At 44.6% G+C, this 17,622-nt stretch carries 19 protein-coding genes; 16 read left to right on the top strand and 3 right to left on the bottom strand.

Translation table 11 applies throughout. The annotated features are described in order from the left end of the window. Positions 1-9: 9 nt before the first annotated feature. A complete protein-coding gene (locus LZ11_RS02760; protein ID WP_148866384.1) occupies positions 10-1,365 on the top strand; it encodes an MATE family efflux transporter in 1,356 nt (451 codons plus the stop codon). A 105-nt stretch (positions 1,366-1,470) separates the two neighbouring features. Continuing rightward, positions 1,471-2,430 carry a resuscitation-promoting factor gene (locus LZ11_RS12855; protein WP_148866383.1) on the top strand — a complete coding sequence of 320 codons (960 nt, stop codon included), beginning with the start codon at positions 1,471-1,473 and terminating at the stop codon, positions 2,428-2,430. A 51-nt stretch (positions 2,431-2,481) separates the two neighbouring features. On the opposite strand, the gene LZ11_RS02750 is transcribed toward LZ11_RS12855, so the two are convergent. After that, positions 2,482-3,717: a D-alanyl-D-alanine carboxypeptidase family protein gene (locus tag LZ11_RS02750; RefSeq protein ID WP_148866382.1), complete on the bottom strand. Its 1,236-nt coding sequence runs from the start codon at positions 3,715-3,717 to the stop codon at positions 2,482-2,484. Positions 3,718-3,867: 150 nt separating this feature from the next. Here LZ11_RS02750 and LZ11_RS02745 point away from each other — a divergent pair, with 150 nt between their 5' ends. From LZ11_RS02745 to LZ11_RS02720, 7 genes are all read left to right on the top strand, one after another. Beyond that, entirely contained in the window at positions 3,868-4,284 is a 417-nt protein-coding gene (locus tag LZ11_RS02745; RefSeq protein WP_148866381.1) for a hypothetical protein, read from the top strand. Further along, the gene (locus tag LZ11_RS02740) at positions 4,281-5,222 is read left to right on the top strand and encodes a YetF domain-containing protein (protein ID WP_148866380.1); all 942 of its coding nucleotides are present in this window, start codon (positions 4,281-4,283) and stop codon (positions 5,220-5,222) included. Before LZ11_RS02745 ends, LZ11_RS02740 begins: the two co-directional genes overlap by 4 nt. Before the next feature lie 177 nt (positions 5,223-5,399). Further along, positions 5,400-5,618, top strand: coding sequence for a 4Fe-4S binding protein (locus tag LZ11_RS02735; RefSeq protein ID WP_246110689.1), 219 nt, complete (start codon positions 5,400-5,402; stop codon positions 5,616-5,618). Further along, the gene (gene fdhF / locus LZ11_RS02730; RefSeq protein WP_148866378.1) at positions 5,602-7,653 is read left to right on the top strand and encodes a formate dehydrogenase subunit alpha; all 2,052 of its coding nucleotides are present in this window, start codon (positions 5,602-5,604) and stop codon (positions 7,651-7,653) included. Before LZ11_RS02735 ends, fdhF begins: the two co-directional genes overlap by 17 nt. Next, positions 7,640-8,920: a [FeFe] hydrogenase, group A gene (locus tag LZ11_RS02725; protein ID WP_148866377.1), complete on the top strand. Its 1,281-nt coding sequence runs from the start codon at positions 7,640-7,642 to the stop codon at positions 8,918-8,920. The genes fdhF and LZ11_RS02725 overlap by 14 nt, the downstream gene beginning before the upstream one ends. Positions 8,921-8,940: 20 nt before the next feature. Continuing rightward, the gene (locus LZ11_RS12495; protein ID WP_222927163.1) at positions 8,941-9,144 is read left to right on the top strand and encodes an ECF transporter S component family protein; all 204 of its coding nucleotides are present in this window, start codon (positions 8,941-8,943) and stop codon (positions 9,142-9,144) included. Then, a complete protein-coding gene (locus tag LZ11_RS02720; RefSeq protein ID WP_222927162.1) occupies positions 9,123-9,473 on the top strand; it encodes an ECF transporter S component in 351 nt (116 codons plus the stop codon). The genes LZ11_RS12495 and LZ11_RS02720 overlap by 22 nt, the downstream gene beginning before the upstream one ends. Positions 9,474-9,583: 110 nt before the next feature. Here the strand turns inward: LZ11_RS02720 and LZ11_RS02715 are convergent, their stop codons facing one another. Continuing rightward, the gene (locus LZ11_RS02715) at positions 9,584-10,279 is read right to left on the bottom strand and encodes a DUF1638 domain-containing protein (protein WP_187695049.1); all 696 of its coding nucleotides are present in this window, start codon (positions 10,277-10,279) and stop codon (positions 9,584-9,586) included. A 471-nt stretch (positions 10,280-10,750) separates the two neighbouring features. Between LZ11_RS02715 and LZ11_RS02710 the strand changes: the two genes are divergently transcribed. The 5 genes from LZ11_RS02710 (at position 10,751) to LZ11_RS02690 (ending at position 15,561) form a co-directional block, all read left to right on the top strand. Then, on the top strand, positions 10,751-11,389 hold the full coding sequence (locus LZ11_RS02710; RefSeq protein ID WP_148866375.1) for a cobalamin B12-binding domain-containing protein: 639 nt from the start codon (positions 10,751-10,753) through the stop codon (positions 11,387-11,389). Next, complete coding sequence (locus LZ11_RS02705) at positions 11,390-12,751, top strand: uroporphyrinogen decarboxylase family protein (protein WP_148866374.1); 1,362 nt, start codon at positions 11,390-11,392, stop codon at positions 12,749-12,751. 214 nt (positions 12,752-12,965) lie between these two features. Beyond that, the gene (locus tag LZ11_RS02700) at positions 12,966-13,844 is read left to right on the top strand and encodes an MFS transporter (protein WP_222927161.1); all 879 of its coding nucleotides are present in this window, start codon (positions 12,966-12,968) and stop codon (positions 13,842-13,844) included. A 296-nt stretch (positions 13,845-14,140) separates the two neighbouring features. Further along, positions 14,141-14,794, top strand: a complete 654-nt coding sequence (locus tag LZ11_RS02695) for a cobalamin B12-binding domain-containing protein (protein ID WP_148866373.1) — start codon at positions 14,141-14,143, stop codon at positions 14,792-14,794. A gap of 20 nt (positions 14,795-14,814) precedes the next feature. Then, on the top strand, positions 14,815-15,561 hold the full coding sequence (locus LZ11_RS02690) for a GntR family transcriptional regulator (protein WP_148866372.1): 747 nt from the start codon (positions 14,815-14,817) through the stop codon (positions 15,559-15,561). Between the two features lie 180 nt (positions 15,562-15,741). On the opposite strand, the gene LZ11_RS12670 is transcribed toward LZ11_RS02690, so the two are convergent. Beyond that, positions 15,742-16,155, bottom strand: a complete 414-nt coding sequence (locus tag LZ11_RS12670; RefSeq protein ID WP_281282696.1) for an ASKHA domain-containing protein — start codon at positions 16,153-16,155, stop codon at positions 15,742-15,744. A 165-nt stretch (positions 16,156-16,320) separates the two neighbouring features. Here LZ11_RS12670 and LZ11_RS02680 point away from each other — a divergent pair, with 165 nt between their 5' ends. After that, on the top strand, positions 16,321-17,124 hold the full coding sequence (locus LZ11_RS02680) for a formate/nitrite transporter family protein (protein ID WP_148866371.1): 804 nt from the start codon (positions 16,321-16,323) through the stop codon (positions 17,122-17,124). A 202-nt stretch (positions 17,125-17,326) separates the two neighbouring features. Further along, on the top strand, positions 17,327-17,622 hold a 296-nt coding region (locus tag LZ11_RS02675; RefSeq protein ID WP_187695048.1), incomplete at its 3' end, for a cobalamin B12-binding domain-containing protein.

The following is a 17,622-nucleotide window of genomic DNA, read 5'->3' as shown; positions in this document are numbered from 1 at the left end:
AGGCTTATTATGAGGATGGCATCTAAAGCCGAATATCGCTATTTGCTGCGCAGGCAGATCATGAGCCTTGCATGGCCCGCTATCCTGGAGATGATATCGGGCACGATCGTCTGGACTGTCGATACAGCCATGATCGGGCGTTTGAGCGCCGGAGCCCTTAGTGCAGTGGGTTTGGGAGGTCAGCTGGCGTTTACCGTTACTTTCGTCTTCGGCGCCCTGGGGGTAGGAACTTCGGCTATGGTGGCCAGGTACATCGGGGCGGGAGAAAACGAGCGAGCCGGTTACATTGCGGGGCAGGCTGTGTTGGTATCATTGATTCTGGGCGCAATACTGGGGTTATTGTGTAATTTGGGGGCAGTTTCAATTTTCCGTACCATTACTCGGGATCCACTGGTAGCTTCCCTCGGCGCCGATTATCTGAAAATTGTGGCTGTAGGTGTGGCGTTTATGGTGCCCACCCTTGTTATGAATTCAGCTCTGAGGGGGGCGGGAAACACAGCCATTCCCATGATTTCGGCGGCGATGGGGAATATACTGAACATTATAGGGGATTACGCCCTGATATTCGGAAATCTGGGGTTCCCGAGGCTTGAAGTAAAGGGAGCGGCCATCGCAACGGCCTTCGCGCAGATCGCCGCAGCGGCTGTCACTTTCGGCTATGTAACCTCAGGATTCGGCTGCATAAAACTCGACATAAAAAAACTGTCCCGCATCGATTTAAAATTGATGGGCCGCATTATCTCCTTGAGCGTACCGGCTTCAATGGAAGAACTTTCTTACAGCGCCAGCCGGCTGATTTCCTCCATTTGGATCAACCGCCTGGGTACCGCGGCTTTTGCGGCCCATCAGGTGGCGGTGACTGCTGAATCCATGTCTTTCATGCCGGGATACGGTTTCTCTGTGGCTGCCTCCACAGTGGTGGGGCAGAGCCTCGGGGCGAAGGATGAGAAAGCGGCGGAAACGGCAGCCTGGGAAGCCACTAGACTCTCCGTTATGCTCATGAGCGCTGTAGGGGCGGCGTTTTTTCTCGTACCAGGGCGAATCACAGGCCTTTTTACAAATATACCGGAGGTTGGAGATCTCGCGGCCCGCTGCTTGAGGATCGGCGCCTTTGAGCAGGCTACCATAGCGGTGGCGATGACTCTATCCGGAGCCTTGAGGGGAGCCGGTGATACGAAGAGCCCGTTTGGAGTCACCCTTGTTACCTTATGGCTGGTGAGACTTCCCCTGATTTTTACCGTTGTGTTTGTATTGAAGGCGGGACTTGAATACGTCTGGGCGGCAACGGTTATACAGTATTTCATTGAGGCGCTTTTAATGGTGTACAGGTTTAAAAAGGGCTACTGGAAACGAATTAAGATGTGATTTCACAAAATTGTATATATATGATGGCTTGACACATATTATATAATAATAATGTAAGCTTATAACAGGGTTTTTTAAAAATTACATTTTAAAGGAGGAGTTTTATTGCTGAAAAGGTCTCCACGGGCTATACTGATCCTGGTAGTCACAGCAGGAATTGCGGCAGCCCTCTGGGGATACTATTACAGAGAGAAAAGTGTAACTATAATAGATGGTGGAAAAAAGATCGAAGTTAAGACCTTCAGCGCCACAGTAAAAGATCTTTTAGATGAGAAAAATATATCCGTTTCAGCACAAGACGTGGTAACACCGGATATTTCATCTAAGCTTAGTGACGGCAGTATAATACATATAAAGCGTGCTTTTGACGTAAAAATAATCGCCGGCGGAAGAGAAGTCGATGTAAAGACGCAGCCGGATACCGCAGAAAACATTGTAAAAAAGGCCGGTATAGAACTTAAAGATAAAGACAAAGTTGAACCTTCCAGGACGGCATACATAGAAGGACCGGCGGATATTAAGGTTATCAGGGTTGAAGAAAAGGTTGTAGAAGAGGTCAAAAAGATTCCCTTTAAAACGGTTACAAAGGTGGACAATAACCTTCCCATGGGGCAAACAAAGCTGGTCCAGAAAGGTGAAGAAGGCCAGGAAAAGCTCATAACCAGGATTAGGTTAGAAGACGGAAAGGTGGTCGAAAAGACCACCGAGAGGGTGACGTTGAAACCGGCCAAACCGGAGATAGTGTTAAAAGGTGGGTTGATGCTCGCTTCCCGCGGCGGGGTTGAATTTGCCTATACGAAAAAGCTGAAAATGCTGGCTACGGCTTATACTCATACCGGCAACCGCACTGCGACGGGCACGATGCCCCGGGTAGGCGTCGTCGCCGTTGACCCGGGAGTTATACCTCTGGGAACCGAGCTCTACGTGGAAGGCTACGGCTTTGCCAGGGCTGAAGACACCGGCGGATCTATAAAGGGCAATAGAATCGATCTCTTCGTTGAAACCGAATCCTTAGCCCGCCGGTTCGGAAGGCGCTGGGTGACCGTATATATCTTGAAAAAGTAGAAAAAATAGGGGCTATCCCGGATTCAATTACGGGACAGCCCCTATTTTTCATTACCACCTTTTCTTTCTTTCACTTTTGTAATAGTAAAGATAATTAGGTCTTCGCAGGCGCCTCTTGTACCTCCTGATCCCGACGGATATCCTGAAAGGAACGTAGACTAGCGTTATCAGGGCCGACGGCCAGAACCACCACCTGGTGTAAATCTTACGGGGAATATCGGCGACGGCGGCAAGGGGCACACTTCCGATTTTGAAGCCGTCCTGATAAAAATCTAGATTTCCAAGAACCTGATCTTTTACAACAGGAGCCTTTACGCCGGCAAATATATTTTTCTTAATATCTATGGGACCGCTTCCTTTTTCCACAACCGTGGAAAAATCCGACGCAGTTACCAAGTCCACCGGAGTACCGTATTTTACATTGACCTTATCGACGACCTGACCTTTATTTATAATATCCCTCTTTTCGAAGTTGTCAAACCCATACTCCAGCAGGGCTTGAGCGTCGCTGTATATATTTCTGCCCTGGGATTTAAGCACCACGGCTAGAAGCTGCCACCCGTTTCTGGTTGCCGAGGCTACAATAGTCTGCCCGGCTGAACGGGTATAGCCGGTTTTTACCCCGTCGGCTCCCTCAAAGTTCCACAACAATTTATTGTGATTTATCAGGAGCCTATCCCATTCCTTGCCCTGCCAGGGTATTTTGAAGGTTTTGGTGGATACTATTTTCCTGAATTCAGGGTGATTCAGCAGGGCGTATCGCGCTATGATAGCCAGGTCGTAGGCCGTCGTGTAATGGTTTTCGTCGGGGAGACCGCTGGGGTTTACAAAATTGGTGTTTTTGGCGCCCAGTATTTTGGCCTTTTCGTTCATTAACCTTGCAAATTCGGGGACGCTACCTGCTATATGCTCGGCTATGGCTACTGCAGCGTCGTTGCCGGAGTTTAACATCATGCCATAGAGCATCTGTTCCAGGGTGAGTTTTTCCCCTTCCTCCAGGTATATACGGGTTCCATCGGCCAGAGTTGGTTCTCTGCCGGTAACAACATTATCGGAGAGTTTACCCTTTTCAAGAGCGATAACGGCGGTCATTATCTTGGTGGTGCTGGCGGGTTCCAGCATGAGGTGGGCGTTTTTCTCATAGAGCACCTTGCCGGTTTTGACGTCCATGAGTATCCCGGCAGTACCCACAATAGAGGGTGGGGAAGGCGCTGCGGCGGCTTTGCCGGTTGCAGCTATTAACAAACTTAGGATAAGGATTAGTTTACAACATATTAACCGTTTCATCTTACACCTCTCGGCCCCGAAATTTTCAACCTTTTTTAGTATAGCAAAAATAGTGGGAAAAGCAAAGCCCGGGGGCGACCAATGCCCTGAATAAAAAACGTTGAAATCCTGAAAAATAAAACAAGCAGTAAATTATTCGGAGGGCGTGTTATGGGAAGGACGGCCGTCAAAACCGCGGGTGCTATCATGAACTTCCAAGCCCAGGTGGATAAACTGTTAAACGACTTGAAGGCTATTGAAACGGACCTCGACGAAGCCCTGCAGCAGCTGCTGGTTAAATCCTCCGGTCATATCGAACTGAGCAAAAAACTCGGCGAGATAGAATTGATAGCGGAATTCCTAAAGGAATACGGCAAGGATGAGGATGGGGAAAGGGTAAAAAATCTGGTAAGGGCTTTAAGGCAGAGGGTTTACGAGAGCACAGGGCTTTTGATCTTCCAGGTTCAAAAGAGCATGTTAAAGGCGGTGGAAGCCCTTAGTGATGCCGGAAACGGCCTTTTGATGATCGATAAATTCGGTGCTTTTCTTAAAAATCTAGAAGTACTGGAAAGGACGATGCGGGAGTGAATGCTTTGCTGAAGGAATTTCTGCTGCTTGCTTACCGCTCGGTAATACTTTTTACTATCAGCCTTGTGCTCGTCAGAATCATGGGCAAAAGGACCATAGCCCAGCTTTCTCCTTTTGATCTCATACTCATAATCATAATGGGCTCCGCTATTGCTATACCTCTTGAGGATTTTAGTATTCCTTTGAGTTTCGGCATCATACCTGTAATCGTGATATCCATATTGAATTATCTTTTGGCAATACTTATAATGAAAAACAGGAAATTGGAAAACGTACTTCAGGGAACATCCACCGTACTTGTCAAGGACGGAGAAGTCATAGTACAAAATCTTAAAAAAGAGCGCATAACCATCGCTGACCTGCTGATTCTGCTGCGCGAAAAAAATGTGACCGACATAAATGAAGTCCAGGAAGCCACAATTGAGCCCAACGGCAAGCTGAGCATATTGAAGAAAAAGGACAGCGAGCCCGTTACCCCGAAATACCTGGGGCTAAAGCCGTCCCAGGGTATATTCCCCACAATGGTGGTCCATCAGGGGCGGGTTGCACAAAACAACCTGGATACCCTCGGTGTGGGGATAGACCGGCTGCTGGTGGAATTGAGAAAAAAGGGAGTCAACCGCCTGTCAGAAATTAAGGCGGCCTGGATCGACGAAGAGGGAAAGCTCGAAATCGACAGGTTCGGCCAAGGTCATAGTAGAAGGGTAAGAAAGCACGACGGGTTTTACAGCAAACTGGGCATCAGCACCGATGAAATAAAAAGGGAGTTCGGCATTGACCCTTACTTATTCCTCGACGCTGTTTCTCTGGGGTTGAGAGATGAGGAAATATCGAAGCTGCTGGGTTACGAGCTCAAAAAGGTGAAAGAGCTAAGGGAACGCCTGGGCGCCGTGGGCAGCGAAATAGGCCTTTATTACAAAAAAGACCTGCCCGTATAGCGGGTTTTGGCTTTTAATCTGCGGCATGAGGTTTTACTTCATGCCGCTTTACATTTTTGGCAAATATTTTTGACAAAAATTACTACAATTCAAATAATGTTGCTTGACAATAAAATAACGAAGGGATAAAATTGTGAATGTAATAACAAAGTTTAATAGGGGGTCGGGGCATTGTTCGTGATAGATAAGGCCGGATGCATCGGGTGCGGTACGTGTTACAATCTGTGCCCCTTCGATGCAATAGGGGAAACGGGGTTCGGAGAAAATGGGGTATATGAGATCACCGAAGAGATGTGCATGGAGTGTTCGCTGTGCTTTAAAGCCTGCCCGCTTAGAGCGATAAATTGGAAAGAAGTTAATTTGAAAGGCGGTGGCGGTGTTGACTCATTATGTTAAAACGGTTTGTCCCTACTGCGGATGCGGTTGCTCGATAAACCTTCACGTGAAAAACGGGAGGACTGTCCGGACATCTCCGGCGGTCAAAGATTCAATAAACAAGGGGACGCTTTGTATTAAGGGAATGCTGGCCCATGAATTCGTTCATTCCCCTGAAAGGTTGAAAACACCGCTTATCAAAGAAAACGGAGTTTTTAGAGAGGCCACCTGGGATGAAGCCCTGGGCATTGTCGCCGATAGATTCCGCAAGATAAAGGAAGAAAGCGGCGGTGCCGCTTTTGGCGTTTTAAGCTCGGCAAGAGCCGCATGTGAAGAGAATTATCTTATGTCAAAATTAGCCAGGGCCGTTCTGGCTACGAACAACATAGACCACTGCGCCCGCCTCTGACACGCCCCCACTGTGGCCGGTCTGGCCAAGACAATGGGTGCCGGAGCGATGACCAACTCGATAGAAGAGATAACCGAAAGCCAGGTTTTATTCGTGATAGGGTCGAATACTACCGAACAGCATCCTTTAATAGGCTCCAGGGTAATTGAGGCCGTAAAGAACGGGGCAAAGTTGATCGTGGCAGATCCAAGGAGGACCTACCTTGCGGAGAGGGCCTATATCCACCTTTGTCTTTCGCCCGGTACCGATGTGGTTCTGATAAATGCCATGATAAATGTGATAATAGAAGACGGGCTTTTTGATGAAAATTTCATTGAAAAACGCACCGAAGGCTTTGAAGTCCTGAAACAAGACGTCCTCCAGTGGACGCCCGAAAGGGCGGAAAGGATAACGGGGGTAAAAGCGGAAGATATACGGCGGGCCGCTCGCATTTACGCCGGGGCGGAAAGGGCTATGATTCTCTACTGCATGGGCATAACACAGCATAACTGCAGCACCGACAACGTAATCGCCCTGTCAAATCTGGTGATGCTCACAGGAAATGTGGGAAGGCCCGGGACGGGTCTTTGCCCGTTAAGAGGCCAGAATAATGTCCAGGGGGCCTGCGATATGGGTGCGCTTCCCGATGTCCTTACCGGTTACCAGAAAGTGACAGATCCGAATGTCCGCGAAAAATTTTTGAGAGCCTGGGGTGCTGAAATTCCGGATACTCCAGGATTGACTGTGCCTGAAATGTTTAAAGCCGCAGAAGAAGGAATAATTAAGGCTATGTATATAATAGGCGAAAATCCTGCGGTTAGTGAATCCCATCTATCTCATGTCGAAAAGGCACTCGCAGGACTTGAATTCCTGGTGGTTCAGGACATATTCTTAACGGAAACTGCAAGATTTGCCGATGTGGTGCTTCCGGCCTGTTCCTTTGCAGAAAAGGATGGAACTTTCACAACGACCGATCGCAGGGTCCAGAGACTGCGAAAGGCCGTTGAACCTTTGGGAAATTCCAAACCGGACTGGCAGATCATAGTAGAACTCGCTGCACGCATGGGTTATAACATGACTTACAAACATCCTTCCGAAATAATGGATGAGATTGCAAGCCTTACTCCGTCTTACGGAGGAATATCCTATGACAGGTTGGAGGGTCCGGGTATTCAGGTGCCATGTCCTCATAAGGACCATCCGGGGACACCTTATCTTCATAAGGACTCCTTTGCAAGGGGTAAGGGGAAATTCATCCCGGTAAAGTACACGCCTCCCGCCGAAAAGACCGATGAAGAATATCCGCTCGTACTTACAACCGGGCGAGTGCTTTATCACTATCATACGGGCACTATGACGAGAAAAATCGATTTTCTCAATAAAAAATGTCCCGGGCCTTTTGTTGAGATAAATCCTGTGGATGCGCAAAAGTTTGGGATTTCTAACGGTGATGTAGTTTACATTAAGTCGAGAAGAGGAGAAATAAAGGCCCCCGCCAGGGTTACTGAAAAAATAAAACAGGGCGTTGTATTTGTACCGTTTCACTTTGCTGAAGCGGCAGCCAATTATTTGACTATTGATGTCCTGGATCCGGTGGCCAAGACACCTCAATTAAAGGCTTGTGCTGTGAATATCTCCGCCGGGGGTGAAAAGCATGGCGATAATTGAAATAAATCAGGAACTTTGCAAAGGATGTACGTTATGTTCCCAGGTTTGCGGCGTGGAGGCCTGTTCCGGCGAACCATTAATACCGCATGGGATTGACGAACGCTGCTGCGTTAACTGCGGTCAGTGTGTAGTAACCTGCCCTGCAGGCGCAGCAAAAGATCGGTCAGATCTGGAAAGGGTTAAAGAAGTCCTGGAGGATGACAGTATAATTAAAGTCGTCCAGAGCGCTCCCGCTTTGAGAGTGAGCCTGGGGGAAGAGTTCGGCATGGAACCCGGTACGATAGTTCCGGGCCGGATGGCTTCAGCCTTCAGGAAGATGGGTTTTGACAGGGTGTACGATACGTGCTTTGCTGCAGACCTCACCGTTATGGAAGAGGGGCATGAATTTCTGGAACGAATGGAAAAAGGCGGACCTTTTCCCATGTTTACATCGTGCTGCCCGGCTTGGATGCTTTTTATGGAAAAATACTATCCCGATCTTCTGGATCACCTCTCTTCCTGCAAATCGCCCCAGCAGATGTTTGGAGCCCTGGTAAAGGCTTATATGGCGGAAAAAGAGGGTATAGATCCGGCGAGGATCTTTATGCTTTCGGCTATGCCGTGTACTGCAAAAAAATTCGAGGCGGCAAGGCCCGAGATGAATTTGTCCGGAGCGAGAGACGTGGATGCTGTATTGACGACGAGAGAGCTGGCGCAATTGATCAAAGACAGGCAGTTGGAGCTGGCTGACTTGCCGGAGGAGGATTTTGACATTCCCTTTGGAGAGTACACCGGTGCCGGAGCCCTGTTTGGAGCCAGTGGAGGCGTGATGGAAGCAGCACTGAGGACCGTGGCAAAGAAACTCGCCGGGAAACCCTTGAAAAGCAGTGCCTTTGAGCTGTTAAGGAAAAGCGAAGGGTTCAGAGAAGCCGTAATATATATCGGGAACAGGAAGATAAAAACCGCAGTAGTCCACGGCCTTAAGAATATAATACCGGTGCTGGAAGAGATTAAAAAAGGAAATTCGGATTATCATTTTATAGAAGTAATGACATGCTCGGACGGTTGTATCGGGGGAGGAGGCCAGCCGCGAATTCCAAAAAGGTCTTTGAGGCAAAAGACGGTGAGAAAAAGAAAAGAGGCGTTATACTACTATGAACTGGGCTTACCTAAGATAGAGGCCGGGGATAACCCCTCCATAAAAGCTGTATACGTGGAATTTTTGGGCAGTCCCCTTTCAGAGAAGTCCCATGAGCTCCTGCATGTGGTACATTCTGATAATAGATAATACCAGAAGGAGGATGTATAATGAATTTTAACTCGAGAAAAATCACCTATATTGCCATGTTCATCGTACTTAACATAGTGCTTACCAGAGTAGCCAGTATACGGATAGGCATTGGAGGAGTTGAGATTATAAGGCTCGGATTTGGAGGATTTCCTATTATACTGGCAGGCATGGCAATGGGGCCGGTAGCGGGGGGGGTGTCGTGGGTGCTGTGGGGGATTTGATCGGTTACTGGATAAATCCCATGGGGCCTTATATGCCTCATTTTACGGTGACAGCAGCCTTAACCGGTATAATACCAGGGCTTGTGATGCGAATTTTTAAAAATGAACAACCCGCTCTTTGGCAGCTGTTTTTAGCTATTGCAGTGGGGCAGATAATAACATCGGTTCTGCTCGTCCCATATTTTCTTTATAAACTGTTCGGTGTTCCGCTGGTCTACAAAATGTCCACGGCTTTTCTGGTCCAGGCTTTTAATGTACCTATATATACCGTATTTACCAGGCTGCTTTTAAAAAGGGTCAACCTTAAGCCAGTGCTTTCAAAAAATTAAGTAGAATAATGATTGATAATTTTGGTCTTCAGCCCCGAGGCGAAAAATTATCTATAGATTTGAAGCGGCTCGGGGCCAGATGGACCATACCCGGTGGACCCATTCCGCGCTTAAAGAGAGAGCTTTAATGTTTGGTAGTTGGTTTGCTCATTGAAATTATATCCCAGGTGAGCGATATTTACTTTTTCCCTTTTATTAATTATGCTAAAATTATCATCATAAGGGCCTGTTAACATTTTTTTCAACAGCCATAAATCACCTTTTTCTGTGACCAGCTCTAACCCGATAGTTCCAGCAATTTTTTGAGCTTCATTCCAACAATCTGCTACGTTGTAAGCCCCTGTGTCTATAAGCATTAATTTATTATAATTCTTTAACATGCGTTGGAATATCCTTTTCGTCTTTTCTTCACCATAACGCTTCAAAGCATTTTTATATTCCATCATCAAGCTTCTGGGACTTTTTATCCAGCCTCTGGTCAGATAATAAGCATCTTTTACACGTTGAGACTTTTCTCCCGGTTTACTCAATAGCATGGAAATGCAATCATCGGTTTTAGGGAAAATCAAATTTGCAGTAGAAGCTGTCAATCCTAATATGGCATTGCCGCAAAATCCATATGCCAATATTATATTGTCGACGTTTTTTTGAGAATCTATTTCCTGCTGGAGCTTTAATCTTAAACGATCGGGGTCTGAGTGGTATTCCGAATCTACCCAGATGACGGGATATTCACTACGCGTTTCATTAATTGCCAAGTTCAATTCATCGTATATCGTCTGACAAGCAATGACGATATTTTTCATCAGGTTTTCTCACTCCCGCGGTAACGAGCCATGTTCTCCCTGCGTGTAAGATTTTGTGGGGAGAGTGGCTCGTAAATTTTTTTTAAACATTATACACTCCTAATAATATTATCAAGTAAGAAATATAAAAATTCAAGAAATAAATATGTTTAATAAATATGTTAGATGCATATATTTTTTGACGCTATCCATAATAGGTATTTTTGTATTCTTCAATTTAAAATAATGATAAATTAAATTCTAAAAACACTTGACAATTCAGTCGAACTAGTATATACTTGTTTTAAAACATGTATATACAACTTATATCTTGAAGTTTAAAGAAAGGGCTCCGCAAAGGGGGGCGATAGTGGTACATAGGAGCGGTAAACGCGAATATAAAGTCATGAAGGGCTATCGTAATTATGAGCAGAAAAAATACAGTAAATTGTGAAATTAGCATTATGCAATATTAACGGGGAGGAATAAATCATGATAAATTTAGACGAGTTAAAAAAGGCAATAGGTGAATTGGATGAGGAAAAGGTAATACAAATACTTACGGAGTTCGTTGATTCAAATCCCACCGAAGAGGAAGCACAGAAAATAGTTAACGCATGTCAGGAAGGGATGGGAATAGTCGGAGATTTATTCGAAAAAGGCGAATACTTTGTGGGCGACCTTATTTTCGCTGGTGAACTGCTGACGGAAGCCATCAATACCCTAAAACCTGTCATAGGCGGTAAAAGTGCTTCGAAGGTAGGGACGATAGTACTGGGCACGGTTCACGGAGACTTGCATGACATCGGAAAAAATATATTCCGCAGTATGGCCGAGGCTGCCGGGTTTGAGGTGTACGATTTGGGGATCGACCAGCCGGTGAGTGCCTTTGTGGAAAAAGTAAAAGAAGTCAAACCAGATATAGTGGGAATGAGTGGCGTTCTGACGCTCGCCATAGAATCCATGAAGGCCACGGTGGAAGGACTAAAACAAGCCGGATTGAGAGATAAGATTAAAATCATAATCGGCGGTAATCCCGTAACAAAAGAAGCATGCGAATATGTGGGAGCTGATGCATTTACGACCAACGCCGCGGAAGGCGTGAAAATATGCCAGGGGTGGGTGAAATAAATGACGGATGTAAAGGCGCTGCAGCAGGAAAGGATAAGCATATATCACGATGTCTACGACGATAAAATTCCGAAAAGAGTGCCTGTAAATATAAGCCTTCCCTTTGAGGTTATAGCCCAGTTTGGCGGTCTGGACTTGTGTGAAGCCCAGTGGAATCCGGCCATTATAGAAGAAGCCGTTGACAAAATATGCCAGACGGTATACTCAGACGTATGCGTCTTTATGGGATCGTTCAGATATCCTTCTTTCTATCAAATACTCAAGTCCCAGTCCTTTCAAATGGCTTCGAACGGATTTATTCAGCATCCAGAAGTAACGGGCATGCTTCCGGAAGACTATGACTATCTCATCGAAAAGCCTTATGACTGTCTACTTGAAAGAGTTATTCCGAGACAGTACAAAGCGTTTAATCCGGATGATCCAATAAATTGTGCCATTAATTTTGCCAAAAGCATATTGGCGTTCAACAACGATTTTATGCAATCGGGAATGATCATAAATAAAATGGAAGAAAAATACGGGTATTATCCAGGAGGCTTGCTTTCGGGCGGCTTTACGGAAGCTCCGTTTGATTTTTTGTCAGATCAATTGAGGGGTTTCAAGGGAATAAGCATGGATATAAGAAGAATGCCCGAAAAAGTTGCGGCTGCCTGCGACGCCCTCTATCCGATAGTATTCAAAATGGGCTTGCCGCCGATAATTTCAAATTATACCCAGGTATTTATCCCCTTGCACATGCCGCCGTTCATGAGGGAAAAGGATTTTGCCAAACTTTATTGGCCGAGTTTCAAGAGGCTGCTGGATGAATACGCATCAATGGGTATTCACTGCACCATATTCTGTGAGCACGATTGGACGAGATACCTTGATTATCTCTATGAACTTCCGACTGATACGACTTTATGGTTCGAATACGGTGATCCGAAGCTCATAAAGGAAAAGCTGGGCAAGAAGCACATAATTACGGGCCTTTATCCGGTAATGAATCTTAAGACTAAAACTAAAGAACAATGTGTGGAAGAAGTCAAAAGGTACATCGATATTCTTGCTCCGGGCGGCAAATATATATTTAACTTCGATAAAAGTCCTCTTTTATTTAGCGATATTAAATTAGAATGCCTGTGTGCGGTGGCCGAAACCGTAAGGGATTACGCCGTTTACAGCAATGCGGGTGAAACTGCCGGCATGGTATTTAATAAAGCAGATTATAAAGTGGAACCTTCAAGGAATCTTGAAAGCAAATACTATAAGACCTGGGAGCAATACAAGGCATTGAATCCCGAAGTTTCGGATTTTGGCAGACCGAAACTTCAGAACCTGGAAGAAACTATTTTCCATTATTTAATGTTCCTTCTTGTGTAAAAACAATTTAGACTAATGATCTTATGTGGCGGTATTTTGCATCTTAAAAAAGAAAAATACATACCCGATAATAAAAAAAACGAGTTGCCATCACGCTCAGTGCGGAAACACCGCGGGCGGCTATTTCCCGGGAAAAACCACCCTCCATTTTAAAGGTAAATACCGAGAAGCGTGATGGCATTTTCCTTTCAGTTTGGAAAGGAGGATGCGATTGATGACTTCGTACCGTTGGGTTATTCTGACTATTACGTGTTTGGCGATATTTATCGGATGCTATGCGCAGTTTCAGATCCCATCGCTTGCATATAAACTAATCCCCGCCCTCAATTTAACACCTTCCCAGTATGCCAGTATCCTATCAGCGCCTATGCTGCCGGCTATTTTCTTCAGTATTGCAGCCGGGGCAATGGCAGACCGCTTCGGAGTGAAAAAGGTCGTTGCCGTAGGTTTCCTCTTTGCGATAGTGGGGATCACCTTTCGTTTTACAGCAAAAAACTTTTGGCAGATGTTAATCCTGATGGCCATGGCAGGTTGCAGCTCGGCTTTCCTGAATGCCAATATCTCCAAACTGCTGGGAGCATGGTTTCCTCCGGAGAAAATCGGTAGCGCCATGGGAGTAGTCTTGGCTTCCGCTACTATTGCCATGACCGTCGGTACAGCTACATCGGCGATGTTCCCCTCCATGAAGAGCGCATTCATCACCGCGGGTGTAATGTGTGCGGTAATCGCCGCCCTCTGGATATTATTCATGAAGGATAAGCCCGAAGGTGCACCGGATTTGCAGGCCATGCCGGTGATCAATTACTTAGGTGTTGCTGCCAGAAGCAGAAGTATATGGCTGGTGGGTTTAGCAATGATGTTCATAATGGGTGCAATGATGGCCTTTTCCGGTTTTCTCCCCAATGCGCTATATGCAGTGAGGGGTATAGATCCCGTTAAGGCCGGTTTTTTGGCGTCCCTTCCCCATGCTGCTTCCCGAAGTAGGTCCAGTCTATGCCGGCAGCGCCGGTGGACTCATTGCCACCATGCAGCTAATTGGAGCTTTTTGCATCCCAACATTTGTCATCACCCCTTTGGCGGGTACAAATTTTAATCTTATGTTTGGTTTAGCTGCTGTGTGCTTTTTATTGGCTGCAGTTGTATTTTTGTTCCTCCCTGAACTTGGCGTGAAGGCCCGTTCCAAAAACGCTGCCGACTCTTTTCACACTGCTTAAGTATATATATAGAGAGCCATTTCTCATCCCTCCAGTTAGGTCTAGTTTTGTCAGAGGGCGGGGAGTGGCTCAATCTTTTTAAAATTTTCTTTTTGCACAATTATACGCACTTAATTCTGCGCCGGAATTGAAGAACGTAAATTTAAAGTATATAATTATACAAGGAGGGGGCTTAATGAAGAATCTTATAACTGTAGAAGACCTGATAATAAAGTCTGTAGAAGAATTGGATGAAGAGAAAGTAATTCGATTGGCAAGCAAAGCGCTGAAGGCAGGAATGGAGCCGCTGTTTTTGCTGGATTTGATAAAAGAAGGCGTAAAAAGGGTAGGGAAATTATATGAAGATCAAAAATATTTTATAGCTGATTTAATCATGGCCGGTCTTATTTTCAAAGAGGTTTTGGAATTGGAAGAAATGAAAGTACAATTTCGTAGAAGGAATAGTAAAATATTGGGAAGGGTGATAGTGGGAACGGTTAAGGGCGATTTGCACGATATTGGGAAAGACATCTTTAAAGGCTTGATGGAGGTGAACGGTTTTGAGGCCGTCGACCTCGGGGTCGATGTATCAAAAGAGGTGTTCGCACAAGGCGTCATTAAATATAAACCCGACATTGTAGGATTAAGCGGTGTTCTAACGTCTACAATAGACTCGATGAAGGAGATTGTTGATACATTGGTTGATGCGGGAGTAAGAAACGATGTTAAGATTATTTTAGGTGGAAGTCATTTAACGAAGGAAGCCTGCGATTATATAGGTGCTGATTGTTACGCCAATGATGCTTCTGCTGGTGTCAAATTGTGTAAACAAATGCTTGGCAAAATATGATGGAGTACGGTGGGATAAATATGCGATTGCCTATCTATCTTAGAATTGCCGAAGATATTAAAGAAAAAATAAATAAAGGCGAACTTAAGCCGGGAGATGCTATCTATTCCGAAAATGCTTTATGCAGGGCATATAAAGCCAGCCGTATGACGGTCAGGAGAGGGTTGGCATTGCTTGCCAATGAAGGTTATATATATTCTATCCCCGGGAAAGGAAACTTTGTTCGGGAGCCGGATAATGATACATATACACTGTATTACAATGAAATGAAAAATTTTATCAACAGTGTGGACAAAACAAAACTTTTGGAAGTCAATATAATTTTGCCCAACTATAAATTAATAAATAGTTTGCAGATCACCAGGAATAGGAAGGTAATTGTAATCCGGAGGCTCTTTTTTACCGGGGGAGAACCTGTAGCCTATGACGTAAAATACCTGCCTTATTGTAAGGGAATGCCGATTGTCGAAAAAGAGATACGGTATGCTACTTTTCCGGAGATGGTTGCAAAAAGCACTTCCCTTTTTGCGATAAAAAAAGAGCTGATAATTTATACTCAAATGCCTGACGAGGAAACGAAAAAGTATCTCAATATATATAACGAGTTGCCTTTAATGGTGGTAGAACAGAAACTCTATAATAGAGAAGGAAAGCCGATCGGAATGGGAATAACGTATTTTAGAGGGGATTACTGCAAGCTGTATGCCGAATCTTATTTTTCAGATAGTAAAATATGTGAAAAATACAAAAACGAGGCCGAAACTTGACAAACCGGGTGAAAGATAGTTCTAACGATATAAATTATTACACTTTGAGAAATTCAAATTTTTAAGGTACTCATTTTGGAAATGTGGATTTGAAGCTAACTCTATATGCGTTACTTTTCTTCGAAGATCGCCGGTTACGAATTTCTTTTGACAACATGAAAAGCTGAACTCCAGCCCCTGCTACATATATATCTTTTGACCGTTTTGAGACTGTTCTTCAGGAACGAGAACGAAGCAATTCATATCGTTTTTTGTTTCTAACCGGTCTACCAGTCCTCTGTATTCCGCAGGGCACGTGTGAAGATATTCTTCTTTATTCAGCAGTTTTCCATTCTCTCTGATAATACCCACTCTCAGCATTTCCGCTACGGCGTCGATCAATCCGGAACCACATACCGAGCGGTTTCCCGCCTCTATTACTTTAACGGTGACGTTTCCGTTTTGAAGAGTTGCCCTTTTTACGGCCTCGGTGGCTCCTCGCATACCAAACCGTATACCGGCTCCTTCTAGAGCCGGTCCTGCTGCCGTTGAGGCGGCGAGTATTCTGTCTTTGTTTCCAAGGAGGAGGGGGAGAGCCGCCTGGCTGGTAGTAATTTGGCAACCAGAACTGGTTTTAGATATAGATACAAGTTAATTCCGCCTTGACAAAACGACCGTTTTCCTGCTCATAATTATTGAAAAATATTGACAAATAACGGGAAGTATAGTATATTACAAAATAAGATGTATATACATGTTATTAAAGAAAGGGTTTTGAGTGTGGAGAAAAGATTTTTATCACCACAAGAAACTATCGATCTAACCATATCCAATGGGGTTAAAAAAGCAGGATTATCTTTTGAACAGATGCTGTTTTTAGGTATTTTTGCAGGAGTTTATATAGGATTTGGGGGATTTGCCAGCATTACAATTATGCAGACCATCAAAAACATTGATGCAGGGTTAATGAAATTTGTTGGAGCAATGGTATTCCCCGTAGGACTAATGCTTGTTATAATTTGCGGCGCGGAACTTTTTACGGGCAACAACTTGATGGTGTTTGCGGTGCTGAAAAGAGAAATTACGGTAAGTGCTCTTTTGAGAAATTGGGGTACCGTGTATTTTGCTAATTTTTTGGGATCGGTGACTCTTGCTTTTTTAGTTTCTAAAAGCGGTCTGCTGCAAGGTGATGTGTTAAATTTAACTTTTTCAATTGCCCAAAATAAAATTTTCCAAGATCCCGTGGTGCCTTTCATAAGAGGGATACTCTGCAATATATTAGTGGTTTTAGCGGTGTTGATGGCAACGGCATCTTTGGATATAATTTCAAAAATATTCTCCTGCTGGTTTCCTATAATGCTCTTCGTACTGTCGGGTTACGAACACAGTGTCGCCAATATGTTTTTCATGCCCTTAGCTAAATTCGGAGGAATGGATATAAGCTGGGCACAGATTTTCTTAAACAATCTTATTCCCGTTACTTTGGGGAATATAGTCGGCGGAGCTGTTGTTATACCTTTTATGTATTCCCGTGCTTACTTTGCTGAGGGGAGAAAGGATTATAAGGTAAGCATAAAGGGATAAATGCTTAAAGGTTGAAGTCCTTTCCTCAAAGTACTATTTTTTAAAAAATCAGAATAATGGCGGAAAAAATAAAAAGAATAATTTTACAAATAAATATTATTAATAAAAGGAGAACGGGACGCAATATTATTGTTGATAAAATTAATAAAAAGTATAATTTTCTATAAAATTGTAATTAAAAATAAAAAGGAGGCCTAAAAAAATGTTAGACGAAATTTTTCAAAAAATAGTAGAAATGGAAGAAGAAGAGGCGGTAAAAAAGGCGAAGGAGTATTTGGAAGGTGGAGGGGACGCCCAGAAGTTGTTGGAAGTATGCAGGGACGCGATGGGAGAAATAGGCAGCAGGTTTGAAAAAGGGGAATACTTCCTTTCTGAACTTATCCTTGGCGGAGAAATTTTCAAAGGCATAATGGAATTCACATTGCCCAAGATAAAACAGCAGGATGTGCAAAAGGTTGGAAAGATAGTGTTGGGGACGGTAAAGGAGGACGTCCACAA

The sequence above is a fragment of the Thermosediminibacter litoriperuensis genome, from assembly GCF_008124715.1.
GTDB lineage: Bacteria > Bacillota > Thermosediminibacteria > Thermosediminibacterales > Thermosediminibacteraceae > Thermosediminibacter > Thermosediminibacter litoriperuensis.
The sequence above is the reverse complement of the archived record's forward strand: the minus strand, read 5'-3'. Positions and strand labels throughout refer to the sequence as shown.

Bases quoted from the DNA above. Each gene is read 5' to 3' on its own strand.
- LZ11_RS02700 (WP_222927161.1), top strand. From the start codon at position 12,966: ATGACTTCGTACCGTTGGGTTATTCTGACTATTACGTGTTTGGCGATA.
- LZ11_RS02745 (WP_148866381.1), top strand. From the start codon at position 3,868: ATGGGAAGGACGGCCGTCAAAACCGCGGGTGCTATCATGAACTTCCAA.
- LZ11_RS02750 (WP_148866382.1), bottom strand. From the start codon at position 3,717: ATGAAACGGTTAATATGTTGTAAACTAATCCTTATCCTAAGTTTGTTA.
- LZ11_RS02710 (WP_148866375.1), top strand. From the start codon at position 10,751: ATGATAAATTTAGACGAGTTAAAAAAGGCAATAGGTGAATTGGATGAG.
- LZ11_RS12495 (WP_222927163.1), top strand. From the start codon at position 8,941: ATGAATTTTAACTCGAGAAAAATCACCTATATTGCCATGTTCATCGTA.
- LZ11_RS02725 (WP_148866377.1), top strand. From the start codon at position 7,640: ATGGCGATAATTGAAATAAATCAGGAACTTTGCAAAGGATGTACGTTA.
- LZ11_RS02705 (WP_148866374.1), top strand. From the start codon at position 11,390: ATGACGGATGTAAAGGCGCTGCAGCAGGAAAGGATAAGCATATATCAC.
- LZ11_RS02690 (WP_148866372.1), top strand. From the start codon at position 14,815: ATGCGATTGCCTATCTATCTTAGAATTGCCGAAGATATTAAAGAAAAA.
- LZ11_RS02760 (WP_148866384.1), top strand. From the start codon at position 10: ATGAGGATGGCATCTAAAGCCGAATATCGCTATTTGCTGCGCAGGCAG.
- LZ11_RS02695 (WP_148866373.1), top strand. From the start codon at position 14,141: ATGAAGAATCTTATAACTGTAGAAGACCTGATAATAAAGTCTGTAGAA.
- LZ11_RS02715 (WP_187695049.1), bottom strand. From the start codon at position 10,279: ATGAAAAATATCGTCATTGCTTGTCAGACGATATACGATGAATTGAAC.